The sequence below is a fragment of the Micromonospora matsumotoense genome, assembly GCF_900091525.1.
Lineage (GTDB): Bacteria > Actinomycetota > Actinomycetes > Mycobacteriales > Micromonosporaceae > Micromonospora > Micromonospora matsumotoensis.
In genome coordinates this window covers 164878-188681 of record NZ_FMCU01000014.1, presented here as the reverse complement: position 1 = coordinate 188681, position 23804 = coordinate 164878, and the positions used below count along the sequence as shown (strand labels likewise).

At 68.1% G+C, this 23804-nt stretch carries 22 protein-coding genes, 2 tRNA genes and 1 rRNA gene; 7 read left to right on the top strand and 18 right to left on the bottom strand.

Annotated elements, in window-relative coordinates; all coding sequences use genetic code 11:
• A 16S ribosomal RNA gene (locus GA0070216_RS24315) occupies positions 1–175 on the bottom strand; the annotation flags it as partial.
• Between the two features lie 683 nt (positions 176–858).
• Here GA0070216_RS24315 and GA0070216_RS24310 point away from each other — a divergent pair.
• Positions 859–1083: a hypothetical protein gene (locus GA0070216_RS24310; protein WP_091250728.1), complete on the top strand. Its 225-nt coding sequence runs from the start codon at positions 859–861 to the stop codon at positions 1081–1083.
• Between the two features lie 152 nt (positions 1084–1235).
• On the opposite strand, the gene GA0070216_RS24305 is transcribed toward GA0070216_RS24310, so the two are convergent.
• From GA0070216_RS24305 to GA0070216_RS24280, 6 genes are all read right to left on the bottom strand, one after another.
• Positions 1236–2033: a carbon-nitrogen hydrolase family protein gene (locus GA0070216_RS24305; RefSeq protein ID WP_091250725.1), complete on the bottom strand. Its 798-nt coding sequence runs from the start codon at positions 2031–2033 to the stop codon at positions 1236–1238.
• Between the two features lie 649 nt (positions 2034–2682).
• Entirely contained in the window at positions 2683–3978 is a 1296-nt protein-coding gene (clpX, locus tag GA0070216_RS24300; RefSeq protein ID WP_091250721.1) for an ATP-dependent Clp protease ATP-binding subunit ClpX, read from the bottom strand.
• 213 nt (positions 3979–4191) lie between these two features.
• Complete coding sequence (locus GA0070216_RS24295) at positions 4192–4854, bottom strand: ATP-dependent Clp protease proteolytic subunit (RefSeq protein ID WP_091250718.1); 663 nt, start codon at positions 4852–4854, stop codon at positions 4192–4194.
• Between the two features lie 10 nt (positions 4855–4864).
• Positions 4865–5506, bottom strand: a complete 642-nt coding sequence (locus GA0070216_RS24290; RefSeq protein ID WP_091250714.1) for an ATP-dependent Clp protease proteolytic subunit — start codon at positions 5504–5506, stop codon at positions 4865–4867.
• 171 nt (positions 5507–5677) lie between these two features.
• Positions 5678–7030 (bottom strand): trigger factor, encoded by a 1353-nt coding sequence (gene tig, locus GA0070216_RS24285; RefSeq protein ID WP_091250711.1) that lies wholly within the window; start codon positions 7028–7030, stop codon positions 5678–5680.
• A gap of 160 nt (positions 7031–7190) precedes the next feature.
• Positions 7191–7264, bottom strand: a tRNA-Pro gene (locus tag GA0070216_RS24280).
• Positions 7265–7544: 280 nt separating this feature from the next.
• On the opposite strand from GA0070216_RS24280, the gene GA0070216_RS24275 reads away from it, so the two are divergent.
• Positions 7545–7618: transfer RNA gene (locus tag GA0070216_RS24275), tRNA-Gly, on the top strand.
• A 16-nt stretch (positions 7619–7634) separates the two neighbouring features.
• Here GA0070216_RS24275 and GA0070216_RS35715 read toward each other — a convergent pair.
• From GA0070216_RS35715 to GA0070216_RS24240, 7 genes are all read right to left on the bottom strand, one after another.
• Positions 7635–8021 (bottom strand): hypothetical protein, encoded by a 387-nt coding sequence (locus GA0070216_RS35715; protein WP_245722677.1) that lies wholly within the window; start codon positions 8019–8021, stop codon positions 7635–7637.
• An 8-nt stretch (positions 8022–8029) separates the two neighbouring features.
• Complete coding sequence (locus GA0070216_RS24270) at positions 8030–9028, bottom strand: tyrosine-type recombinase/integrase (protein WP_245722676.1); 999 nt, start codon at positions 9026–9028, stop codon at positions 8030–8032.
• On the bottom strand, positions 9028–9246 hold the full coding sequence (locus GA0070216_RS24265; protein WP_018831717.1) for a helix-turn-helix domain-containing protein: 219 nt from the start codon (positions 9244–9246) through the stop codon (positions 9028–9030). Before GA0070216_RS24265 ends, GA0070216_RS24270 begins: the two co-directional genes overlap by 1 nt.
• A complete protein-coding gene (locus GA0070216_RS24260; RefSeq protein WP_425413187.1) occupies positions 9243–10979 on the bottom strand; it encodes a replication initiator in 1737 nt (578 codons plus the stop codon). The genes GA0070216_RS24265 and GA0070216_RS24260 overlap by 4 nt, the downstream gene beginning before the upstream one ends.
• Positions 10980–11059: 80 nt before the next feature.
• Complete coding sequence (locus tag GA0070216_RS24255) at positions 11060–11686, bottom strand: DUF2637 domain-containing protein (protein ID WP_091250706.1); 627 nt, start codon at positions 11684–11686, stop codon at positions 11060–11062.
• Positions 11670–13118 carry an FtsK/SpoIIIE domain-containing protein gene (locus GA0070216_RS24250; RefSeq protein ID WP_091250700.1) on the bottom strand — a complete coding sequence of 483 codons (1449 nt, stop codon included), beginning with the start codon at positions 13116–13118 and terminating at the stop codon, positions 11670–11672. Before GA0070216_RS24250 ends, GA0070216_RS24255 begins: the two co-directional genes overlap by 17 nt.
• A gap of 383 nt (positions 13119–13501) precedes the next feature.
• Positions 13502–13930: a hypothetical protein gene (locus GA0070216_RS24240; RefSeq protein ID WP_176739110.1), complete on the bottom strand. Its 429-nt coding sequence runs from the start codon at positions 13928–13930 to the stop codon at positions 13502–13504.
• A gap of 153 nt (positions 13931–14083) precedes the next feature.
• On the opposite strand from GA0070216_RS24240, the gene GA0070216_RS24235 reads away from it, so the two are divergent.
• A complete protein-coding gene (locus GA0070216_RS24235) occupies positions 14084–14548 on the top strand; it encodes a hypothetical protein (RefSeq protein WP_091250694.1) in 465 nt (154 codons plus the stop codon).
• 5 nt (positions 14549–14553) lie between these two features.
• Here GA0070216_RS24235 and GA0070216_RS24230 read toward each other — a convergent pair whose 3' ends face one another.
• From GA0070216_RS24230 to GA0070216_RS24215, 3 genes are all read right to left on the bottom strand, one after another.
• Entirely contained in the window at positions 14554–15279 is a 726-nt protein-coding gene (locus GA0070216_RS24230) for a GntR family transcriptional regulator (RefSeq protein ID WP_091250691.1), read from the bottom strand.
• Positions 15280–15627: 348 nt separating this feature from the next.
• A complete protein-coding gene (locus tag GA0070216_RS24220) occupies positions 15628–15870 on the bottom strand; it encodes a hypothetical protein (protein WP_091250687.1) in 243 nt (80 codons plus the stop codon).
• A complete protein-coding gene (locus tag GA0070216_RS24215; RefSeq protein WP_091250683.1) occupies positions 15863–16138 on the bottom strand; it encodes a hypothetical protein in 276 nt (91 codons plus the stop codon). Before GA0070216_RS24215 ends, GA0070216_RS24220 begins: the two co-directional genes overlap by 8 nt.
• Positions 16139–16663: 525 nt before the next feature.
• Here GA0070216_RS24215 and GA0070216_RS24210 point away from each other — a divergent pair.
• Positions 16664–17428 (top strand): GntR family transcriptional regulator, encoded by a 765-nt coding sequence (locus GA0070216_RS24210; protein WP_091250680.1) that lies wholly within the window; start codon positions 16664–16666, stop codon positions 17426–17428.
• 12 nt (positions 17429–17440) lie between these two features.
• Entirely contained in the window at positions 17441–18103 is a 663-nt protein-coding gene (locus tag GA0070216_RS24205) for a YdcF family protein (RefSeq protein WP_091250677.1), read from the top strand.
• A gap of 9 nt (positions 18104–18112) precedes the next feature.
• On the opposite strand, the gene GA0070216_RS24200 is transcribed toward GA0070216_RS24205, so the two are convergent.
• Positions 18113–18295: a hypothetical protein gene (locus tag GA0070216_RS24200; protein WP_091250674.1), complete on the bottom strand. Its 183-nt coding sequence runs from the start codon at positions 18293–18295 to the stop codon at positions 18113–18115.
• Between the two features lie 626 nt (positions 18296–18921).
• On the opposite strand from GA0070216_RS24200, the gene GA0070216_RS24195 reads away from it, so the two are divergent.
• On the top strand, positions 18922–21699 hold the full coding sequence (locus GA0070216_RS24195; protein WP_176739109.1) for an AAA family ATPase: 2778 nt from the start codon (positions 18922–18924) through the stop codon (positions 21697–21699).
• A 1672-nt stretch (positions 21700–23371) separates the two neighbouring features.
• The gene (locus GA0070216_RS24185; RefSeq protein ID WP_245722684.1) at positions 23372–23728 is read left to right on the top strand and encodes a hypothetical protein; all 357 of its coding nucleotides are present in this window, start codon (positions 23372–23374) and stop codon (positions 23726–23728) included.
• Positions 23729–23804: the final 76 nt, after the last annotated feature.

The window sequence follows — 23804 nt, the reverse complement described above, 5'->3', positions numbered from 1 at the left end:
TAATATTCGGTATTAGCCCCCGTTTCCGAGGGTTATCCCAAAGCCTAGGGCAGGTTGCTCACGTGTTACTCACCCGTTCGCCGCTCGAGTACCCCGAAGGGCCTTTCCGCTCGACTTGCATGTGTTAAGCACGCCGCCAGCGTTCGTCCTGAGCCAGGATCAAACTCTCCAACAAAAACCTGTTGAACAATCCATCCCGGCAACAAACAAATGTTGCCAAAGGAATCCCCACCAAACAAACCCGAAAGTCTGCCCAGTGCGGGGTATAAATCATAATTGGCACTGGCTTATCAAGCACCCTGTTGAGTTCTCAAAGAACAACCACACACCATCCGGTCGCCGTTTTTGCGGCTTCCCTTCCGGGGCAACTCGCTTAACTTACTCGGACCGAAATTCGCTGTCAAATTCGCTTGCGCGATCCGTCAGCTTCACTCAGCCGTATCCACGCTGACGCACGCCGTTGCCGGCGGTCGTTGCTGTCGTGGGAATCGGCAGACCGGCCGGCAACCGCTTTCGCGGCGCCCGCCCGGCTCCCTGCCGGCTTCAGCACTCTACCCGGCCAGCTTGACGTTCGCAACCCCAACTTTCAGGGAACCGCTCGCACTGCCCGTCCTCAGCATCGCTCGGCGTTCCCGCCACGATCCTGGTGCTCACTTTCGGCCAGTTTGTCCGGCCTGCCGTGTGCAGAGAGAAAGTTACGCGGCTGGCCACCGGAAGGCAAATCAATGATCGTCACTTTCTGTGATCGACGGGACCGCATCGTCCGGCTGAGCGCCACCCGTCCGAGCCAGACCGGCTTCCTGCGGGTGCGCATCCGAACCGACGACGAGATGGCCGATCCGTGCCAGAGTGGCTGCCATGGATGAGGCGTCCCGATCCCCCACGGTCACCCTCGCCGACGACGCGCTGCTCGGGCTCCTGCTGCCCTTCTGGCAGCTCGTGATCGCGGCGGTCGTGCTCGTCGTCGTCGTGCTCTCGGTCGTTCGACTGGCTCGGCGCGGACCGTCCAGGATGGGAACGGCGCTGCTGGTGACGGCGGCGGCGATCATCGGTCTGGCCGTCGCGGGGGTGCTGCTGAGCTGACCCGGCGCTCGGCCCCGCCGGACCAGGGCACGAGCCGGCCCCACCGGACCAGGCAAGCCCCGGCGTACCGGCCGACCGGGCCAGGCAGGGAAGGCGAGGACGGAGCCAGGCGTGGGGACGGAGCCAGGCGTGAGGGACGCCGGCCGGGGCGGTCAGAGGCGACGGTTCGCCAGGCTGGGCAGCTCGGTCCGGATCGTCCGCAACCGGTCCAGGTCCAGGTCGACCACGGTCAAACCCGGCCCGTCCGGCACCTGACCGAGCACCGTGCCCCATGGATCGATCACCATGCTGCGCCCGAAGCAGGTCCGCCCCGGATCGTGGTCACCGGTCTGTCCGGCCGCCGCCACGAAGCACTGGTTCTCGATCGCCCGCGCCCGCAGCAGAACCTCCCAGTGGTCCCGCCCGGTGTGCATCATGAACGCCGCCGGAACGACCAGCAGGTGCGCGCCCCCCTCGACGGCGAGCCGGCGGTACAGCTCCGGGAAGCGCAGGTCGTAGCAGATGGAGAGGCCGACCCGCAGGCCCTCCACCTCCACCACCACCGGTTCCCGGCCCGGGGCGACCGTGGCGGACTCCCGGTAGGACACCCGACCGGGGATCTCCACGTCGTACAGGTGGATCTTCCGATAGCTGGCAGCCAACCGGCCGGACCGGTCGAAGACCAGCGAGGTGTTCCAGGTACGGGCCGGGTCCGGCCCGACCTCGTGGAACGAGCCGGCGACCAGCCAGATCCCCAGCCGGCGGGCCACCTCGGCGAAGAAGGTCCCCACCGCGCCGTCGATCCCCTCCGCGGCCGGCATTCCGTCAGACCGACCCAGATAGTCGACGTACTCGGGAAGAACCGCCAGATCGGCGCCGGCCGCCGCTGCCCTGACCAGCAGGTCCTCGGCGGCGGCCAGGTTGGCCGTCCGGTCGTCGCGGGCGTTGAGCTGGCAGACGGCGACGCGCATGGTGCCCAGGATACGGCCGGACGCCGACCCGGGACAGCAGACAGCGGACACCGGCCAGCGGCACCGGGTGCCGACGACGGGCAGCGGCGGGTGGCGGCGGTAGCGGGGGCGGCGGGCGGCGGGGGCGGCGGGTAGCGGGGGCGGCGGGTAGCGGGGGCGGCGAACCCGTATCCGGGGGGCCTACTGCACCGGTGGCACCGGTTGCCGGGGTTGCGGGGGTTGCCGGGGTTGCGGGGAGCACCAGCAGCACGGCGCTGGCCGGGCAACGCGCGGCGTTGGTTCCCCGACCTCACACCCCGCCGTCCCCGGCCGGCAGCGGCCGGGTACAGCCCGTTCGCGACGCTGTCCAGCAGGACCGCCGCAGACACCTCGCCGGGCATTCGGCCGTCCAGCTCCGACGGCCGACCGGTGCCGGGCTCGACCGCCGGAAGGCGAGCGCCGGAAGGCGAGCGCCGACACTGCGACCAACAGGACACGGTCCGTTGCACGGCAGTGCCGGGCCATCTCGCCGGGGGCTGGTCGAATCCGGTACGCGCAGCGGCACGGCCCGGTCGGGGACCGTGCTGGTGACGGCGTGTCGAATCCGGCAAACGCAGAAGCACGGCCCGGTCGGGGGCCGTGCTTCTGACGGTGTTCGGGGAGGGGTCGGTCAGGCCGACTTCTCCTCGCGGTCGCGGCGGGCCCGACGGCCGGTGAACTCCCGCGGCACGATGGTCGGGTTGACGTTCTCCAGGACCGCCTCGCGGCTGATCAGCACCCGGGCGGCGTCCGGGTTGCTCGGCACCTCGTACATCACGGAGAGGAGGACCTCTTCCATGATGGCGCGCAGGCCACGGGCACCGGTGCCCCGGAGCATGGCCTGGTCGGCGATCGCCTCCAAGGCCGGCGGCTCGAACTCCAGCTCGACGCCGTCCAACTCGAAGAGCCGCTGATATTGCCGGACCAGGGCGTTGCGCGGCTCGGTGAGGATGCGCACCAGGGCCGAGCGGTCCAGGCTGCGCACGTTGGTGATCACCGGCAACCGGCCGATGAACTCGGGGATCAGCCCGAACTTGAGCATGTCCTCCGGCATCACCTGGCTGAAGATGTCGTCGGTGGAACGCTCGGACACCGACCGGAGCCGGGCGCCGAAGCCGGTGCCGCCGGAACCGGTGCGGGACTCGATGATCTGATCGAGACCGGCGAAGGCCCCACCGCAGATGAACAGCACGTTGGTGGTGTCGATCTGGATGAACTCCTGGTGCGGGTGCTTGCGTCCGCCCTGCGGCGGCACGTTCGACACCGTGCCCTCCAGCATCTTGAGCAGCGCCTGCTGCACCCCTTCGCCGGAGACGTCCCGGGTGATCGACGGGTTCTCCGACTTACGGGCGATCTTGTCGACCTCGTCGATGTAGATGATGCCGGTCTCGGCGCGCTTGATGTCGTAGTCGGCGGCCTGGATCAGCTTGAGGAGGATGTTCTCCACGTCCTCGCCGACGTAGCCCGCCTCGGTCAGCGCCGTGGCGTCCGCGATCGCGAAGGGGACGTTCAGCATCCGGGCCAGGGTCTGCGCGAGGTGCGTCTTGCCGCAGCCGGTCGGGCCGAGCAGCAGGATGTTGGACTTGGCCAGCTCCACCGCGTCGTTGCCGGAGCCCGGCGCGTTGGCCGCCTCGGCCTGGATCCGCTTGTAGTGGTTGTAGACCGCGACCGCGAGCGCCTTCTTGGCCTGGTCCTGGCCGATGACGTAGTTGTCGAGGAACTGGCAGATCTCCATCGGCTTGGGAAGCTCTTCCCACTTCACCTCGCCGGACTCGGCCAGTTCCTCTTCGATGATCTCGTTACAGAGGTCGATGCACTCGTCACAGATGTAGACACCTGGGCCCGCGATGAGTTTCTTGACCTGCTTCTGCGACTTGCCGCAGAACGAGCACTTCAGTAGGTCGCCGCCGTCACCGATCCGTGCCACCTACGTTCTCCCTGCACTCGTCGACCGGAACCCGGCCCTGAACCGCGGGCGCCGGGGCGCCCGTCCGTGGTGAATCCGTTCCGCCGGTCCGACCCGGCCACGCCGTACGGACCCGACGTTACCCGCTGGCGGGGGTTTCTCCGACCCCCAAAACGGGTGTGTCAGAGGCCGGCCGGGAACGTGCCGCCCCGACCGACCTCCGACCAGTGCTGCTCAGCGGGCCGCGTTGGAGGCCAGCAGGCCCTTCTTGCGGCTGGTCAGGATCGTGTCGACCAGCCCGTACTCCTTGGACTCCTCGGCCGTCATGATCTTGTCACGGTCGATGTCCTTGCGCACCTGCTCGATCGGCCGGTTGCAGTGCCGGGAGAGCATGTCCTCCAGCTGGGTGCGCATCCGCAGGATCTCCCGGGCCTGGATCTCGATGTCCGAGCCCTGCCCGTAGCCGCCCTCGGTGGCCGGCTGGTGGATGATGATCCGCGAGTTGGGCAGCGCCATCCGCTTGCCCGGCGTGCCCGCCGACAGCAGCACCGCCGCCGCGCTGGCCGCCTGGCCCAGGCAGACCGTGGAGATGTCCGGCCGGACGTACTGCATGGTGTCGTAGATCGCCGTCATGGCGGTGAACGAACCACCGGGCGAGTTGATGTACATGATGATGTCGCGGTCCGGATCGGTGCCCTCGAGCGTCAGCAGCTGCGCCATCACGTCGTTGGCCGACGCGTCGTCGACCTGGACGCCGAGGAAGATGATCCGGTCCTCGAAGAGCTTGTTGTACGGGTTGGACTCCTTGACCCCGTACGAGGTGCGCTCGACGAACGACGGCAGGACGTAACGGTTGTGCACGGCCGCGAACTGGGGCGGCAGGCTCAGATCGGTCATCGTCAGCTCCTCAGCTCAGGGTCCCGGCGCCATCCGGAACCTGCGTGGCCCCGATGATCACCTTGTCGATGAAGCCGTAGTCCTTGGCCTCCTGGGCGGTGAACCAGCGGTCCCGGTCCGAGTCGGCCTCGATCTGCGCCTGGCTCTGGCCGGTGTGGTGGGCGACCCGCTCCTGGAACATCCGCTTGGTGTAGAGCATCTGCTCGGCCTGGATCGCGATGTCCGACGCGGTGCCGCCGAGGCCACCGGACGGCTGGTGCATCATGATCCGCGCGTGCGGCAGGGCGTACCGCTTGCCCTTGGTGCCCGCGCAGAGGAGCAGCTGACCCATCGAGGCGGCCATGCCCATCGCCACGGTCGACACGTCGTTGTCGATGTACTGCATGGTGTCGTAGATCGCCATGCCGGAGTAGACCGAGCCACCCGGCGAGTTGATCCACAGGAAGATGTCGCGGTCCGGGTCCTCCGCCGCGAGCAGCAGCAGCTGGGCGCAGATGCGGTTGGCGACCTGGTCGTTCACCTCGCTGCCGAGGAAGATGATGCGCTCCTTGAGCAACCGGTTGTAGACCGAGTCGTCGAGGTTGCCAATGGTGTCGCCACCTCGGGCTTCGATCGCCCGGAGCGGCTTCGCTGGGATGTGCATGTCGGTCATGGCAGCCCTTCGCTCTCCGTACCGTCGTACCCGACATTAACCGCTCGACCGGGTGATCGACTCCCGGTCGCGGCACTGTTCGCTCTCAGCGCAGCTGGCTCGGGACGTACCCGGAGAAGTGGTTCGGCCGCCGTCTGCCGCAACGGGCGGACGGCGGCCGACCGGGTCGGATCAGTGCTCGTGGTCGTGGTCGTGCGCCTGCTCGCTCTCGGCCCGCAGCGCGTCGAGGGTGACCTCGTTGCCGGCCGAATCCTTGATCTTGATCTTCTCCATCACGGAGGCGAGCGCCTTGCCGCGCCGCACGTCGCCGAAGACGGCGCCGGCGGCGCCGGAGCGGACCAGCTGGTCGTAGTACTGCTGGGGGGCCATCCCGGCGCGCTGCGCCCGGTGGACGATCTCGTGCCCGAACTCGTCGTCGGAGACCTGGGTGTCCTCGGCGTCGGCCAGGGTGTCCAGCAGCAGCTGGATCTTGACACCCTCGGTCGCCGCCTCGGCCAGCTCGGCGTCGATCTGCTCCTCGGTCTTCTCCTCGGCGGCGAGGTACTCCTCCATCGACGCGCCGATCCGCTCCAGCTGGTCGACCATGGCCTGCTTGCGGCTCTCGACCTCCTCGCGGACGACACCCTCCGGCGCCGGCACCTCGGCGGCGGCGACCAGCTGCTCCAGGGCCTTGTCCCGGGCGGCGTAGATCTGCTCCACCCGCTTGCCCCGGCTGACCTTCTCCCGCAGGTCGGCGCGCAGCTCGTCGATGCTGTCGAACTCGCTGGCCATCTGGGCGAAGTCGTCGTCCAGCTCCGGCAGCTCCTTCTCCTTGACCGTGCGGACGGTCACCGCCACCTCGGCGTCGCGGCCGGCGAAGTCGCCGCCCACCAGCTGGGTGGTGAAGGTGGTGTCGTCACCGGCCGCGAGACCGACCAGGGCCTCGTCCAGCCCCGGCAGGAGCTGCTTGCTGCCGACCTCGTGCGAGATGTTGCTCGCCGAGCCGCCCGGCACGTCCTCGCCGTCGACGGTCGCGTTCAGGTCGATCTGCACGTAGTCGCCCTCGGCGGCGGCCCGCTCGACGGTCTTCAGGGTGGCGAACCGCTCGCGCAGGTTCTTGACCTGCTCGTCGACCTCGCTCTCGTCGATCTGGAGCTCGTCGACCGTCACCTCGACGGTGGCCGGGTCCGGCAGGGTCAGCTCCGGCCGGACGTCGACCTCGGCGGTGAAGTTGAGCGAGTCACCGTCGTTGAACTCGGTGATCTCGACCTCCGGACGACCGAGCGTCTTGAGGTCGTGCTCGCGGACCGCGGCGAGGATGTTCTGCGGGATCGCCTCCTGCACCGCCTCGTTGAGCACGGTGCCCCGGCCCACCCGCTGGTCGATCACGGCGGCCGGGATCTTGCCCCGACGGAAGCCGGGAACCTGGACCTGCTGGCCGATCTCCCGGTACGCCTTCTTGAGGCTCGGCTCGAGCTCGACGAACGGCACCTCGATGGCGAGCCGCACGCGCGTCGGGCTCAGAGTCTCGACGGTGCTCTTCACAGGCGTACTCCTTGACGGATCTCAGTTTGGGTCTGGGCGTGTTGGATCTGGGCGTGAATGTGCGCATCGAGTGTAGGCGAGCCGGGACGCTGCTCCGGCAGCGCCCGGCATACCGCACAGAATCGGCGTCGCCCCCGGGGTGACCCGGGCGCACACGCAGTCGGGGTGGCGGGATTTGAACCCACGGCCCCTCGCTCCCAAAGCGAGTGCGCTACCAAGCTGCGCCACACCCCGCGGCGAGAGAAGTGTAAGCCGTCCCGCCCCATCAAGGATGCCGGGGCCGTCCCCACCCGCCACCAGCCACCCCACCCCGGCGTCCACTCCGCCTCGGCGGCCACCCCGCCCTGGTGATCAAGAGGTTTGCGTCAAGTTGATCGCCGTAGGTGACGCAAACCTCTTGATCACCGGGAAAGGAGGGCAGGAAGGAGGGAGTGCGGGCGGGAGGGAATGCCGGTGCGCGGGGGGTGGGGGGAGCGGGTAGGGTGTGTGCGCGGCCTGGTGTGTGGGGCCGTACGCGGGCGTAGCTCAATGGTAGAGCTTCAGTCTTCCAAACTGACGGTGCGGGTTCGATTCCCGTCGCCCGCTCCACACCTCCCGGCCCAGGTCAGCGGCATACTCGCCGAGCCTGGGCCGTTCTCGTACTAGCTGTCTTTGATCTTGCGTGCCATTGGCGTGCCAGTAGCGCCGGCCGTGTCGCCCGAGGCGGGTCCGCGTGCCGACGGGCTGCCTTCGTGTCCTTGGCCGCCTTACGGGCCGCCGGCTTCGCCTCGGTCGCGTTCCGCTTCGCCGGCTTGTCCTTGGACGCCTTGGCCGGGGCCTGACTCGCCTTGACCTTGGACGTCTCTCCCTTGCCCTTGCTCGACCTGGCTGTGGCCGCCGCCCGCTTGGCCTGCTTGGTGATCCGGCGGTCCATGCCGTCGGCGATCTCCCGGTCGCGCTCGCTGTTCGCGTGCTGGTAGACCAGCGCGGCCCGCATGCTCGCGTGCCCCATGCGGTGCATCAGGTCCCGGGTGCTGGCACCGGTCGCCGCCGCCAGGTTGTTGCCGGGTGCCGCAGGTCGTGGAAGTGGAACCCGGCCGGCACGCCCGCCGCCCGCAGCGCCGCCGCCCAGCCGACCGCCCGGCGGAAGTTGCCGGAACGCAGCACCGCCCCCTTGTCCCCGGTGAAGACCAACGCCTCCGGCCCCTCCCCCACGTATGCGGCCAGGTGGTCCGCGAGCACCGTCCGGGCCGCCGACGGAAGAGTCACCGTACGGTTACCCGCCGCTGATTTGGGCGGACCGAACTCCATCCCGTTGCGCAGTGCGGCCAGCTTGCGCGGGACGCGGACCGTGCCGGCCGTGAGGTCGACGTCCGAGCGCCGCAGCGCCGCCAGCTCGCCCCAGCGCAGACCGGAGAACACAGCGACGATCACCAGCGCGGCGAACCGGGGCGGCATCCGCCCGGCGAGCGCGAGCACCTGGGCGACGGTCGCCACCGGGCGCTCCGGCGTGTGATAGCGGTCATAGCCCGGGATGCGGCAGGGGTTCTGCCGAATCAGCTCGTCTTCCTTCACGGCGGTATTGAGGATCGCCCGCAGCAGTGAGTACGCCTTGACCGCCTGCGGCTCCGTCGTACCGCCGTCGAGCAGGGTGCGCCGCCAGGTGCGGATGGTCTGCGGCTTGATCGCGCCCAGGGCCAGTGCGCCGAGGTGGGGGCCGATGTGCAGCCGGAACAGGTCCTCGTAGTTCTCCCGGGTGCGCGGCTGGAGCTTCCGCTCGGCGATCCACTTCCGGCCGTACCCGTCGAGCTTGATCTCTCCCGCTTCCGGTGCCGTCCACTCCCCCTTGATGATCTCCGACTCCACCACGGTCAACCACTTGGCCGCCTGGCGCTCACTCTCGAAGGTGCGCGGTGCCTTCCGCTCCAACCCGTCCGGCCCGACGTACCGCGCCTGGTACCGCCCCGACGGGAGGCGACGCACGTTGCCGAAACGCCGCCGGCCCTTGCTGGCCGCCATCAGGCCACCTCCCCCAGGTAGTCACGCAGGTGCGCCCGGGTCATCGGTACGACCCGGTTGCTGTCGATGTAGGCGGCGACGGCCGACGCCTCGAATCGCACCAGGCGGCCGACCTTGACGAAGGCGATCCGTCGTTCGGCGACCAGCCGGCGGACGAATCGCGGGGTTGCCTTGAGCCGAGCGGCGACCTCGTCAGCGGTCAACAGCTCGTCGTTCATGCGGTTGCTCCTCCCAGGGTTGAGGCCACGAGCGCGGCGGGTTGGTCGGTCGTCGCTGCGGTGGTCGCTGTTCGTATCCGGGCGGTGTCGAGGTCTGCGCGCCAGCGGATGCGTGCCGATATCGCGCGCAGGAGTCGGTGTTCCAGCGGTGGCACGTCGGGGTCTTCTGGTCGGGCGAGCTCGAACCGGTATCGCTTCGACCCGTCCGGGTCGTCGACGGCCTGGTCGTGTTCCTCGGTGTCGGCCATGCCACCGGCGAGGATCGCCCGTACCCAGGCCCGGTTGTCCGCCCGGTGGTCGGCCAAGGTCTTGCCGGACCACTGGCGGGAGACGAGCACACGGCGGCCGGTGAAGCCGAGGGTGGAGCGTTGGTGGACCTTCCCGGTACACCGGCCCGGGGTCAACCCGGCCTTGACGCCGTCCGGCTGGACGCCGTACAGCAGCCAGTTGGCGCACGTCGGGGAGCACGGCAGCACGGACAGTTCCGCGTGCAGCCGGTCGAAGTGTGCCTTCTGCGCGTCGGAACGCGGCTTGGCCTGGTCGGTCAGGTCCTTCGTGACGTATTTCGTCACGTAGCGAATGGAGCGTTCGGCGTCGCGGGTGCCCTGCTCGATGCCCCGGGCGTCGATGCGACCCATCCGCGCCACGTAGGCGGGTCGACTGTCGGGTTCCTCCAGAGCGTCGAGCGCTTCGCCCCAGGTGGGCAGCGGCTCGTGGGTCTTCGGGTCGACGTACGCCTGTTGGTCGACGTCCCAGACCGGTGGCTTGTCGACGCGGTAGACCAGCTCATCGAAGGACGGCCACCACACTTGGTGGTACGTCGCTGCGGCGATCTGCTTGAGCAGCCGTCGCGGGAGGGTGCCCCGGATGGCGAAGTGGGCGTGTGGGGCCAGTCGACGTTGCAGCTCCACTGCCCCCGCGTACTGGACGTTCCAGCCGGCGGCCCGGCGGACGTTCTGCCACCACCGGTCGAGAATCCGGGCGAAGTGGATCGAGTCCAGGGCTGCACGCCGGTAGTCGTAGGTGGTCGGGTCGACGGGTGTGCTGAGCACGTCGTCATACGGGCCGTGCCGTTTGCCGCACTCGCAGGGCGCGACGTAGGCCCCGCGTCGTAGGTGGGAGTGCACGGGTCCGTGGGAGCCCAGGGTGAGCGTGATGAGCATCGACGGCCGGTAGGTCTTCCCGGCCTTGCCGGAGTAGGCGCGGCCGACGGTGCGCGGGTCGACGGGGAGCCGGGGCAGGTCCGGGGAGTCCTGCCGCCGCCGGGTGGACCGCTTGCGGCGGGGTCGCTCGTCGCGGTCTTTCGGGGTGAGGTGTCCGCGCAGGCTGGTTTCGCCGAGGGCTTCGTCCAGCTCCGCAATGGTGGCGTCGATCTCGGCCAGGTGTGTGGTCCGTTCCTCCGGGGTCATGGGTTGGTACTGGATGGCTTCGCGTTCGAACTCCAGGTGCGCCCGGACCCGGACGAGGGCGAGCACGTCCTCGCCGGGCTTGTCGGGGCGGACGGTGGGTTCGTCGGTGAGGTGCCAGCCCTCGCGGATCTGTTGGATGCGCAGCCGCCGGCCCCGTTCCGCGCACGGCTTGCACTTCGCCGCCAGCGTGGCCCCGCAGGGCACCTCCACCACCTCGGTCAGGCCGGTGGTGGTGTCGGTGCGGCGCAGCGCCAGGGGGCGGACGCAGACGCCGTGCTGTTCGGCGAGCTGCTTGAGCGCGTCTTTGGCGAGGGGCTTGCGCATCCGGTCCGCCCGCGACCCCGGCCGAGGCTGCTCGACCTTGGGCGGGGTCGGGGTCGTGGTGGGGAAGAACTCCTGTTGGGTCACCGGTCATGCTCCGCACCGCTGGCACTGTTGCGGGGTGCGAACGCCGCCGCTGGCACCGGCACGAGCCCCGGCCGCTGCGCCACCGTCGCGGGTCGGGCCGGTTCGGCGGTCGCCGCCTGGTCGACGTCGACCAGGCGCAGGGGTGGCCGCTCGTCGGCCTGGTCGTCGGGCGACCACGCGCCCCAGTCGGAGCTATCGGCCGATGTGTCGCCGGCTGGCGGCACCGAGGCGGTAGGGGTGGGGGTGGTGGAGAAGACGAGCTTGGACAGCCCCAGGAACGCCAGAGCGGGGACGGCCGACAGCAGCCACCCGGACAGGCTCGGCTGAGCCACGGCCAGTTGCGCGGCTAGGGACAGCGCGACGGCGCAGACGAGCAGGAACAGCGGGTAGCCGACCGGCCCGCCCGTGCGGCGGCGTCGGCGGATGGTCAACAGTGCCGCCAGGGGCAGCAGTTCGGAGATGGCGGCGTTGGCCCAGCCGAACCAGTCCCCGGTACCGGCCGGCGAGTTCGCCATGGTCCAGTCGTGGACGTGGGTGAACGACGCGGCCCCTGCCAGACCGCCGACGGTCAGGACGATGAGGACCAGGACGACGCCCTCCACCCGCTCAGTGTTGGTCTTCACGGGCCGCCTCCTGCTCGTCGCTGTCGCTGGTGGTGTCGAGTCGTCGGTGGGTGTGGCCGAGGTGGTGGATGTCGTCGTCGGTGAGGTAGGCGAAGCGGACCCGGACGGGTTCGCGGACCCCGTCGAGGACCACGAACCCCACCCCCGGCGAGGACTCGGGGATGCGGTCGCACAGGGCGCCCCGGTCGCGGGCGCTGTCGCCGAGGACCATGTCCACCTGCTCCGGCTCGGTCAGCCGCAACCCGATGCGGGTCGGGAACAGGTCCCGGAACGGCAGCACGTCCTTACGCGGGTCCTGCAACGCCGCCACCACATGCACGCCGACCGCCCGTCCCTGGGAGAGCAGGAGGCCGAGGGATTCCTTGATTCGGTCGCGGACCTTCCGGTCCGTGATGTATGCCGTCAACGCCGCCAGCTCGTCGACGACCAGGACGAGCAACGGCTCCTTCACCGTCGGCACATGCTGGCGGGTGACCCCGCGCAGTCGGGCCGCCCGCAGCCGCATCCGCTTCACCGCGTCGTCGAGGACACCGGCCATGCTGTCGGGGTCGTCGTAGGCGAACCGGGCGAACAACGGCACCCCCGCCGCCAACTCCATCCCGCCCTTCGGGTCGAACGCCCACACCTCCACCAGCCCCGACCGGATGCCGCCGGCCAGGGAGCGGATCAGCGACCACAACACCGATCCCTTGCCTGACCCGGTCGCCCCGGCGATCAGCACATGCGACCCGGTGAGGCGCAGCCGGTAGGGGTGGCCGTCCTCGTCGACGCCGAGGGCGAGCCCGTCCAGGGCGGGCACCTCGGGCACGGGCAGAGGGGCGACGACACCGGCGAGGGGGTCACGGCGCACGAACCGCAGCACCACCCGATCCGCCCGCGCCGCCGACCGCGCTTGCCCGGTGCGCAGGCGGAAGGCGTAGGCGAGGCGTTCCGCGGCCTGCCCCCAGTCGTCCGGGATCTGGCCGGGCAGCATCCGTACCGTCAGCTCATCGCCGAACCTGTCACACCGCACCCTGAGCAGGTGTGGGACGTAGCGGTCCCCGGCGAACGAGGTTGCCAGCCCACACGTCGCCATCACCGACGCCCACCGCCGCCGGTAGACGAACAACATCCGCACCCGGGCGACGATCGGGTACCAGCCGAACCGCAGCCACGACGACCGATGCCACCGCCACCACGCCCCGCAACCGGCGGCCACCACCAAGACGACGCCGGCCAGGACCAGGCCGCCGAACTCCGCCCGCACCCACAGGGCGAGCACGGTCGGCGTGGTCAGCCACCAGTAGCGGACGGCCAGAACGGTGAGGCGGAGCAGGCCCCGGGCCAGCCACCAGAACACCAGCAGCCAACCCGGCACCCGCCACGCCGGCAGACGCACATTCATCGGCGCTACCGGGATCTTCTCCCCCGGGATGATGTTGATCAGAGGCACAGGTCACCACCCCGATCCGGACGACCCAACGTCGCGATGCACGACCGGCACGACATCCGCCGCAGGTCGAACCGACGCGGTTTCACCCACCGGCAGCAGTACGGGCAGCGGATCGCACACACCCGCGCCGAAGCAGGCGGCAACCGCAACGCCGACCGCAGGACGGCCTCCGCCTCCCGGTAGGCGTGTCGTAGACCGACCAGACGAGTACGGGACATCAGGACCACCGCCCGCACAGGCGGCGACCCTGCGAGGGGATCAGGGCAGGGGGAACTACGGTGGGCATCACGCCCTCCTTCACCAGATGAGGGATGGGAGAGCGCGGGACGGGTCGGGACTCTTGGCGGGGAAACGACCCGCCCCGCGCGCACGATCAGGTGCGGTCAGGCCGCCACCGAGCCGGGAACGGCCGACGCCGGACGGATCGCGGTCGCCCGCAGCGAGTACGCCATCCGGGAACGGCAGTCACCCGACGACCGGCCCGGCTTGCACCGCTGCGAATCCATGTACGGGGTCAGGGTCAGGCCCTCGAACTCCACGGCCGGCGGGTAACCCGGCACGGTCGACGGCGGCGGCACCGGCTGCTGCGCCGCGACGACCTTGACCTTCGCCTCCGTCGACCGGCCGAACTTCCCGGCCTCCGGGTCCAGGTCCATCACCCGCACCACCCAGACCCGCTCCCCCGTCTCCTTGTCCCGCGCCTGGTTGTCCGCCTCACCCCGCCGCTCGAAATCAAGCTGCGGCGACACCCCCAGGCACAGCGCACCAGCGGGAAGCACGTACTCGGACGGGACCGGCACCTTCAACGTCATCGGAACCACGCGAACAGCCTCCTAGCCTTACCAGTCGTCTTCCTGACAACCGGTTGATCTAACAAGCTACGTCAGCTTGTAAGCACAAGCAAGGGATTCGATGAGAGGTGTTCACATAGCGAATGTCGGACGCTGGTGTCAGCCTCTGGACCCATGAAGCCGCTCATGGTGCACCGCACCACCTTCAGTCCCCACTACGGCCACTTCGTCCTGCGGGACGTGTGGTGTGATGCCGGCGACGAAGGCGAGTCACGCCAGGACGCGGAGGATCAGGTAGCCGGCGCGTCCACGTACGAAATCTGCGTTCGAGTGCTCTCGGACGCATTCAAGGTGGGCCTTGAACTCCGGACGTGGGCCAGCGAGCCCGCGCCGGACAGCGGCCTGTGGGACGAATCTCGACAGCTTGAGCTGCACTGCCCGACCGGAGAGCTGATCGTCGAGGTGGTCACCTCCGGAGCGGTAATGGAGGTCAGCCCTCCGCAGGGAGCCGGCGTCTACGGGGTTCGGGTCCACCGCAGGCAGGCCGACACCCAGGAGTTCCTTATCGAGCTGTGGTGGCGGACCCCGCTGCCGCCGGCCGACGATGACGAGGACTTCTACGGCGATGTGTGGACCTGACCAAGTCAGGACAGGGCGTAGGTGTCTTCGATCTCGTGACGGCTGCCCGGCATGACCAGCACCGATGCCATGATCGGGTCACCCGACGCCTGGTGGACGGTGATGACGACGCTCATCACCGACTCGTCGGCCGGTACGTCCAGGGCCGCCGCTTCGGCTTCGTTGACCCGGCGGGCGGTCATGCGTTCGGTGGCGTAGTCGGCGCGGAGGCCCTTGTGTCGGGCGATGAGGTCGAGCAGGCCGCCCGGGATCGGGTCCGGCTTGGTGATGTCCGTACCCACCGCGATGTCGACCGGCACGAACGTGGACACCAGGTCCACCGGCCCCGCCTCCGACACGGTCCGACGACGCCGCTCGTAGACGGGCGTGCCGTCGGGGATCTGCAACTCCGCCGCGATACGCGGCGAGGCCAGGACCGGGCCGACGTGCAGGATCTCCGTCTCCCCGGTCTCGTCCAGCTCGACGGCGTCCCGGGCGTAGTCCGGGGAGGTACGGCCGGAGACGGGACGGCCGCGTACGAAGCTGCCCTTGCCCTGCTGCGACTCGATCCAGCCATCCTGCTTGAGGATGCCGAGCGCCTTGAGCACTGTCGGTCGGGACACCCCGAACTCCGTGGAGAGCTGATTCTCCGACGGCAGCGCCGCACCGGGGACGTAGTCGCCGTCCTCGATGCGCTTCCGCAGCGTGTTCAACACGCGCAGGTACTTCGGCGTCGGAATCTCGTACGCCATCGCGGGCCACCCCACCTATGAATACTGCATGAATCACAGCAGCTTATGAGTTGTTTGCATGACAGAACAAGTCACCTCAGCCGTTCGGCGTCACACCCTCCACCGCAGCGGCCAACCATCCCGACCACGACGACGAGACTCCCACCGCCTCCGGCCGAGATGCGCCGGGCCACCGACGCGGCAGACAGCCGGACTGGCCGAACAACCGCAACGCCGCCCGACGCTGCGGACACGGACCCTCCTCGCCGCAGCCCCCGCAACGACCATCCCCGCTCGACGGCGTGTGCCGGTCGAGCTGCGCCTGAGCCTCCCGAAGCCGATCACGGACCGCACCGGAAAGGTAGGTGCTCACCGGGGCGCGTTCTCCGGCAGGAGCTTGTCCGCGCGGATCAGGATCTCTGCCTGCTGGCCCCGCCGACCGGTCCGGCCGAGCCTGAGCCCCTCCACCCAGATCCACTCGTCATGGGGAGGGCGGTGGGCCACCAGCCGTACCCCGGTCACCCACAAGGTGACCGGCCCGTCCGACGGCATCAACCGCTCCGCCGCACTGATCTCCAACACCGCACCGAGCCGTACCCGAATGTCAAACACCGCGTCCCCTCCTGGCCGGCCCCGCGTTCCTGCGCGGCGGCGTGCTCCCAGTCGTCGTGCTCCTGGTCTTGCTTGCCTGCACTTGCAGGCCGGCGATCTGCACGAACACCTCACGTCGCGTCAACGCCTCACCAGTGGCCCGGTTGATCGAGTAGCCGGTGAGCCACACCCACCCGTCATACGTCGGCCTGTCGTCCACCGACGTCACCCGCAACCACAACGCCCGTTCGCCGGCGAACTGCACCGACGCCCGGTGGTCGATCAACACCAGCTCACCCGGTGCGGGCGCGCCCGGCCGATGCGGTGACGGTGTGCGAGGCACCGGGGTAGGCGGGCTATTCACGGGACGGCGTTCGGGTCGTCGCCCCACACCAGCACCCACCCCGGGCCAGCCTCAGCACGACGCCGTACGACCGGAACCCGCGCAATCCAGGCATGGGCGGCGTACCAGCCGCCGCACGGCGGTAGCCCCCTGCCCGATGGCGCGCAGGTCTGCCCACTGGCGGACGAACTTCCATGCCCTACCACCGCAGGACGAGCAGGCCCCGACCACCTGGACGACGCCGGGGGCGACGTGGTGCGGGGTGCCGGGAGTACGGATCAGGGATGATCCGGACGAGTTAGAAGTTTCCACCGCACCGCGCATCATGATCTCCCACCAACCGGCATTAGAACTAGCTCTATGTGACCGGATCGTCGACCGTGTTGTCAATAGAACTAGCTCTAATGTTCGCTAGTGAGACACACTTGCTGGTAGAGATAGCTCTACGCAGCGCACGGCCAGGAGGAGCGAGTGGGCATCGGGTACCGGGATCTGGCGACGCTCCTGCGCGAAGCCATCCAACGCGGCGACTACACCGAAGGCAGCACCCTGCCGAAGCAGGACGAGATCGCCGCCGAGCACGGCGTCAACATCAACACCGTCCGGCAGGCAGTGCGAATGCTCGAAGCCGAAGGACTCGTCACGCCCGTCCGTAGACGCGGCACCGTCGTCCGACCACGGGTGGCGATGAAGCGGCTCGGCATCGACCGCTACGCCAAGAGCAAGTGGAAGTCAGGGCTCGTCGCGTTCGCCGCCGACCGCGAGGCCACCGGCCGTACCTGGACACCAGGCGACCAAACCAACGAGGTACGCCTGACGAAGGCCGACGCCGAGATCGCCGAAGCGCTCGGACTCAAGCCCGGAGCATCCGTCTACGAACGCGCCCGCCTGGTCAAGGAAGCCGACGTGCCCACCCATACCCTGACCAGCTACTACCGGCTGGAAGACGTGGAAGGAACCTCGCTGGTCGACCCGACACCCGGGCCAGCCGGACGAGGTGGAGGCTTCGCCATCCTCACCGGCCGAGGACTGGAACCGGACACGATTACCGAAACCGTACGCGCACGGATGCCCACTCCCGAGGAGACCCAACTCCTCCAGCTCCCCGCTGGCGAGCCCGTCATGGTCCTGCACCGCACGACGTTTACCCACGACCGCCGACCGGTCGAGTTCGCCCGAGGGGTCCACGCCGCATCCCGCTTCACCTGGTCGTACACCTTCAAAATCCCCGACTGAGAGACCGAACTGATGCCCACGTCTCCCTTGACCATCCCCGCCGAACACCGGGCGGACGTTGAACGTTTATGGAACTACCACCACATGCACCACGAGATCCGGCCGGTCGACGTGGGCATCGGACTCGGCAGCCACGACCTCGGAGTCGCCAAGATCGCCACCGACCTTTACCACCGAGGGATGTACCCACACCTGGTCTTCACGGGTGCCAACGCTCCGACCACCATCGGCACCTTCCCCCGAGGTGAAGCCGTCCACTACCGCGAGTACGCCATAGCCCACGGCGTGCCAGCCGACGCGATCCTCGTCGACACGGAGGCCAAGAACACCGGCCAGAACATCGAGCACACCCGCGCGCTCCTCACCGAAAACCAGGTCCAGGCCCGATCGGTGATCCTGATGTCCCGTCCGTACCAACAGCGCCGCGCATACGCCACCTGCAAGAAACTCTGGCCCGGCGTCGAGGTGATCTGCGCGTCCCACCCGCTCTCACTCGACGACTACGTGAACAGCATCGGCAACACTAAGAAAGTCATGGACATGCTCGTCGGCGACACCCAACGCATCGACAAGTACGCCGAACTCGGCTTCGCCATCCCCCAGCACGTCCCCGACGACGTCCACGCCGCCTACAACCGCCTGGTCGACGCCGGCTACACCAGCCGACTCGCGTAGAAGAACCAGCTACGGACCCAGCGCCCGCCGGCCAGCCTCCGCCACCTCAGGCGACACCACCACCGCTACGACCTCACCGTCCTTCGTCAGCGGCACCGAGTTCCCCGCCTGCACCGCCTCAATGAAGTCGCCCAGCACGAGCTCGATCGCCGTGCCATCCGTGTAGGCCCGATCCGGATCCGCCTGCCTCATGAGACATGAGCCTAACCACCAAGCCGGATAGATCATGTTGCGCCGCCCCCATAGGCTGGTAAAGGGAGGTGGCGTAGACCCTTCTGTACGTCTTCAAGGCGGCCCGCAAACGAACCGCACGTGCCGCCGCCAGGGCGCGCCAGCCGCTGCTCTGCGGCCGTAACGCCTGGTGCTCGGCGGCTGGCCTGGGAAGCGTCAGGCCAGGGCCGCCGCGCCGAGGGGCGACACCGCCGGCCGTGGTGGGATGCGGCGCAGAGGGTGCAGGGCCGCCCTTCCAACCTCAAGGGCGCTTCGCGTCGCTACGCACCGGCCCTACGGGCCGCCCTTGACATCGGGGCCTCTGCGGCCCTCGGGCCGGCGTTGCCGGCAGGCGGGGGCCTGCCCGTGATGCTCGTGCCGCATCCCCTCGGCCTCGTCGCGCGCCTCCGGCCCGCTTACCGGCCACTTCCGGTGCCGCCGACCGCCACGGGGTGAGCCGCACCGCCACGTAGGAGTGAACCGGACAGCAGGCCGGAGTCAGTGAAACTGATGGTCGAATTAGCGACATCAGGCCGTCCGGCCGTACGCTCGACCGCACCGGGTTACTGCAACAACACGACCCAGTCTCGGCGAAGGGCGCGGTACAGGTGAAGGACACTGTAGGCGGAACTCCAACCCCTAGCACGCTGCTGCTCGACTGGATCCATGATGGTCCAGTGGTCGCCGTTCTAGAGGGCTTCACCGGAGTAGGGAAGTCGACGCTGGTCCGAAGGCTCGCCCAATCAACATCGCTCCCGACAGCGCACGTGTACGGGACCACGGAGAGTCTAGGCGTCGAAGATGTACTGTTCGAGCTCGCCGCCGAGTTCGAACACTCCGGGAGCGATCTCATGGCGAAGCGTATCGACGAGAACCTCATCAAGGTATTTGATGCGATGATGCGTACCGAGTGCCTCGCCGTGATCGACGACTTCCACGAACTCGTTGACCCCAAGACCAAGTTGCCGCCAGCCGACTTCTACAACCTTCTCAAACGTCTTGCAACGCGCCATTCCAAGGCTCGACTCCTGCTCGTCACCGACCAACGGCTGCCCTTTGCCAGAACGATCGAGCTGCCGATCATTACCCTGGGCCCACCCGACGAGAGTGATGCAATGCAGCTGTTGGACCAACTTCTGATAAGTAGGCGGGTGGAGGGCGAGATCTCGCCCGATCTGCGGTCCGACGTTGTTCAGTGGGTTGGGCGCAACCCACGGGCTCTGCGGGCGCTAGTCTCCTGCCTAGTCGACGGCGACTCGTTGGACGATCTCATCGAACTGCAGCCAGAGGCCTGGGACGTCCGTTATCAGGCGTTCTCGCCGTCGCTCGTCGGCAAACTCGAAGCGGAGTTTCTCGATCGCGTCATAGGGCGCCTCGAATCGCCGAGCCTACTGCTGCTTGAGTGCCTGTCCGTTTACCGAAAGCCATTCGTCAAGGCAGGCATTCAGCCCTTCGCCCATAAGGTCGGCGACGTGAGCCGCGCCTACGCCGATCTCATCGGCCGATTCCTACTGGAGCACTCGACGGGGTGGGTGACGCTCAATCCTGTAACGCGCGAACTCGCCAGAAAGCGGATGGAGGCTGACCAACGCAGAGCCAGAGAGATGCACTCCCTAGCTGCCGCGCACTTCTTACGTCACTTCAAGGCCAAGGATAAGAGTGATCTGCCAAGTCGCGGAAGCGAGTTCGTCGAAGCCCGCTACCACCTCGTCCTCGGCGGGAAGGAGGAAGCCTTTCAGGACCTGGCAGAAGAGTATGGTGGCTACCTGCTTGCAAACTTCGGCAAGTCACGTCCCATACCGTCGGATCCTAAGATCGCCCGCCAAACCGCGAGTACTATCATCGCCGCATTGCGAGGTAAGAGGTCGGGCTATCCCGAGGCCCGCCACACCGCCGCCCGGATTCTCGAATCACTGGGCGGACACGAGGATCTCCTTCTGGCTCTGCGGCACGCGACCGTGGCCAGTAGCCAAACGCGCGATTTCCAGGTATGGGTCCTGCGTGTACGGCTAACCGCCCGGCTGGAGACCTTCTCGGCCACGGTCGCCGCCTTGCGTCAAGCGGACAGCGTCCTGCCTGCCGAGGCCTTGGCGCACGTCTACTTCGCTGGCATCAAGGTCTGGATGGAGCGACAGGCCCCCGTTCGAGATCTTTTGGGGATGCTCAACCACGCATTGCCGTTGTCGCACGGGGCGCCCAGTTCCTGGGTGCTCTATCAGCTCGCCTCCGTCCTGCTGGCCGCAGAGGGGCGATACCCTGACGCCTTCGACCTGCTGGTTTCGCATACCGCGCGACTCGAGAGAGCGTCCCCGAACCTGGGCTTGGTGATCGAACAGGCAGCGCTCTTGGCGTTCGCCGGAGGCGACCGCCAAGGCCTGCAGCGAATCCGTGACATCCTGGTCAAGAGGTTCGAACGAAAGAACCTGGAGCACCTGATCGACTGTCTCCGCCACCAGCTCGACCATGACTTTCTCGAAGCCTCGATTATCCAGCCGGTCACAGGAGGGTCCAGCGCCGCCTCGTTGAACTACCAACTTGCGTTCTCGGATCTGTGCCTCGGTCGGCCCGCCGATGCACTGCAAAGACTCAAGGGATTGCGATCGACTCACCCGGCGCACGTCTGGGTGCGGTCGCTCGCGCACTTCCTCCTCGGTCATCACCATGCCGCCCTCCAGCACCTGAGGAAATACTCGTCTCTTGCGCTCCACGAGCCGAACGTCGACGAGGAGCCGAGCCTCGCGGCATGGATTAAAACGTGGAGTCGACGCTCGATTGCACCGGGCAATGATGCGGCATTCGTGTTCCCCCGGATTCCGAGCGAACTGACCGGCCTCCAACACGACATCGTCCGCACGGTATCGGCCGATGCGTCACTCGATAGCGAGACACTTGCCAGAATCCGGACCACGGATGATTTTCCAGTTAGTTCCGACGACCACTTGCCAGAAGAAGGTTCGACACCAGAAGCTGGGGAGTCCTTCCCCAGTACTCCGACAGTACAGACCATCATCCACTTTGATCAGTCAGGAGCCAGAATGGGCGACAACAATTACGTTCAGCAGGCTGGTGCGGTCGGCAGCAACGCAACCGCGCCGAATGGCACCTTCAACCAGATACAAGCAGGCGGTGGGTCAGATCTCGACCTGACCGCGCTGGCTCAGGAACTCGCGCTTCTCCGGGCAGCTCTTCGGAGACAGCCTGATTCAGAGGAGAACGACATCGCACTCGCAGAGGTGGGGCGCGCGTCGAGGGCGGCCCAAGAGGGGGACCAGGGCAAGACCTTGGAGCACCTGCGGGCGGCTGGGAAGTGGGCTCTACAGACCGCCAACAGCATCGGGGTCGCGCTGGCTGCGACAGCAATCAAGACATCTATCGGCATGCCTTGAGTCATGACAGATCAGACCGCCGGCTTGCCGTCGGTTCGAGACCATGAGGCCCGGACGGCCGCTTACTGTCGCAGGCTGATTCTCTGACAGCAAACGTGACAGCAACTGGCCCGGACGACGACGTCCAGGCCGAGGCGCCGGTGGATGGCCGTCCGGGGTCACAGCCGCACACGAACGACGGCGGACGCACCGCCCAGAACGTACAAGCGAGAGGTCGGAGCCCGTCGAGCAACGATGTACTGGCCTGCCGCGAGGCCAAGTACAGTTCCTATGGAGGCCGGAACTGCAGCGAGGACCAGGACGAGGGCGTCCCCGGCGGCGCTGTGGTACGACGAGCTCAGCCAGGTTCCGGCATAGAAACCCAGCAGAACAAGAGCAGCCCACCAGAGCGCCCGCTCGCGGAATGCTGCAACCGCGCCTACTGCCAGTCCTGAACCACCGAGGCTGGCGACCATGATGAGGGCAGCGGCAGGAGCACGTTCGATCGGCCCGCCTGCACCGACCGTTGCCAACCCTTACAGCATCCCAAGTCCAAGGGACAGTCCGCCCGCCAACCAACGCCCGTCGAGTCGCACGGTCAGAACGGCAGCAACAGACGGCAGGTACGCCGGGTGACTTACTGAGTGACGGGACACCCCGCTTCAACCCACCACTGCCGAATCACTCTCTTCAGGATCAAGGCGCCGCGCAAGCGCGGCGCGTTGGCCGCGCACTGGCCTGCTGGCGGCCTCCGGCCGGCATCGGCCGCACGCGGCCAACCATGGCTCGTGCTACGCCTGGGGAGCAATGATCGCAGCCTCTATGCGCAGTCCAACGCCGACAAGCACAAGAAGGCCAGCGAGGACATGCAACTCCGCCCTCCCTGAGTCGCTTGCCACAGTAAGCGCGGAGATCAGCAAGCCTGCGAGCGACGCAGAGGTGCCTACTACTCGTCTGGTGTCAGCTCGCCGGGATCGAAGGTCCACTGCGGGACCGTACCGGAGACCGGACATCGAAACTGTCCGCATGGCGACTGACCAGCGACTTGCGGTCGTGACGATCGCGGGACGGTCAACCACCGCAGAGGCTGGGGCGATCGACTGCCGCGCCGCTTCGCGGCTTGCCACCGGGTACCGGGTCCAGGCGCGCGGAGAGCCGGTAACACGGCAAGCCGCCCCCGGCCCGAGAGGCCGGGGGCGGTAAGCCGCACGCCGCCGGACAGCCGCGCGCCCACCGCACCGCCGTGCCAGCTACGTGCCAGTAACCCATGTCCCAGACGGTCCCCAACGGTCATGATCGGGCACCGCGACCCGGCCACTGACCAGGCGATCCGGGCAGATCATGGCAGCCGCAAACGATCTTCCAAACTGACGGTGCGGGTTCGATTCCCGTCGCCCGCTCCACACCCTCCGGCCCAGGTCAGCGGCATACTCGCCAAGCCTGGGCCGTTTCGTACCAGCTTCTTTGATCTTGTGTGCCATTGGCGTGCCGGCGGCGTCCACCTCGCCAGGCGCTCTCCTGACCACCGCGATGTCCACCGGCACGAACGTGGACACCCGCTCCACCGTCCCCGCCTCCGATACGGTCCGGCGACGCCGCTCACAGACCGGTGTGCCATCGGGGATCCGCCACGACGGCTGTCCAAACGCCCGAAGCCGGCACCTGTGTGGCTGCCACTACCGTGATGCCCGTGATGACCTACGAGGCAGCTGCGACCGCCCTGGACATCCTGCTCGCCAGCGCCGCTGTCGCCCTGCTCGGGTGCGCTGCCTGGACGGTCATCCACAGCCGGCGCGGGTCAACGGTCCGGCTGTTCGGACGGCCCGTACGGTACCCCCGGTTGTGGGCCGCAGGAGCGGCGTGCATGGGCTTCTACGCCCTCCTGGGGCTGGGAAACCTCACGGAGGCCACGCCCAGTGCTCTGCGCACTCTGACCCGGTGGATCGACGCTGTGTTGTTACTGGCCGCGCTGCTGCTGTTGGTCGCCCGATGGATCCTTGAGTATCGCGCCCGGCGTCCGCATGGTCATGACCAGCACGCCCGGCCGTGACGAGCACCCGGCCAGTTGCCATCACTGTCAGGGCGCTCCGCCGCCGCGCCACTAGGGTCACCCGCCGCCGACTCGG

Coding starts and splice junctions, on each gene's coding strand:
- GA0070216_RS24290 (WP_091250714.1), bottom strand. CDS start 5,506: ATGACCGACATGCACATCCCAGCGAAGCCGCTCCGGGCGATCGAAGCC.
- GA0070216_RS24310 (WP_091250728.1), top strand. CDS start 859: ATGGATGAGGCGTCCCGATCCCCCACGGTCACCCTCGCCGACGACGCG.
- GA0070216_RS24305 (WP_091250725.1), bottom strand. CDS start 2,033: ATGCGCGTCGCCGTCTGCCAGCTCAACGCCCGCGACGACCGGACGGCC.
- GA0070216_RS24230 (WP_091250691.1), bottom strand. CDS start 15,279: ATGGCGTACGAGATTCCGACGCCGAAGTACCTGCGCGTGTTGAACACG.
- GA0070216_RS24200 (WP_091250674.1), bottom strand. CDS start 18,295: ATGAGGCAGGCGGATCCGGATCGGGCCTACACGGATGGCACGGCGATC.
- GA0070216_RS24240 (WP_176739110.1), bottom strand. CDS start 13,930: ATGACGTTGAAGGTGCCGGTCCCGTCCGAGTACGTGCTTCCCGCTGGT.
- GA0070216_RS24270 (WP_245722676.1), bottom strand. CDS start 9,028: ATGGCGGCCAGCAAGGGCCGGCGGCGTTTCGGCAACGTGCGTCGCCTC.
- GA0070216_RS24205 (WP_091250677.1), top strand. CDS start 17,441: ATGCCCACGTCTCCCTTGACCATCCCCGCCGAACACCGGGCGGACGTT.
- GA0070216_RS24185 (WP_245722684.1), top strand. CDS start 23,372: ATGACCTACGAGGCAGCTGCGACCGCCCTGGACATCCTGCTCGCCAGC.
- GA0070216_RS24295 (WP_091250718.1), bottom strand. CDS start 4,854: ATGACCGATCTGAGCCTGCCGCCCCAGTTCGCGGCCGTGCACAACCGT.
- GA0070216_RS24260 (WP_425413187.1), bottom strand. CDS start 10,979: ATGCGCAAGCCCCTCGCCAAAGACGCGCTCAAGCAGCTCGCCGAACAG.
- GA0070216_RS24235 (WP_091250694.1), top strand. CDS start 14,084: ATGAAGCCGCTCATGGTGCACCGCACCACCTTCAGTCCCCACTACGGC.
- GA0070216_RS35715 (WP_245722677.1), bottom strand. CDS start 8,021: ATGGGGCACGCGAGCATGCGGGCCGCGCTGGTCTACCAGCACGCGAAC.
- GA0070216_RS24265 (WP_018831717.1), bottom strand. CDS start 9,246: ATGAACGACGAGCTGTTGACCGCTGACGAGGTCGCCGCTCGGCTCAAG.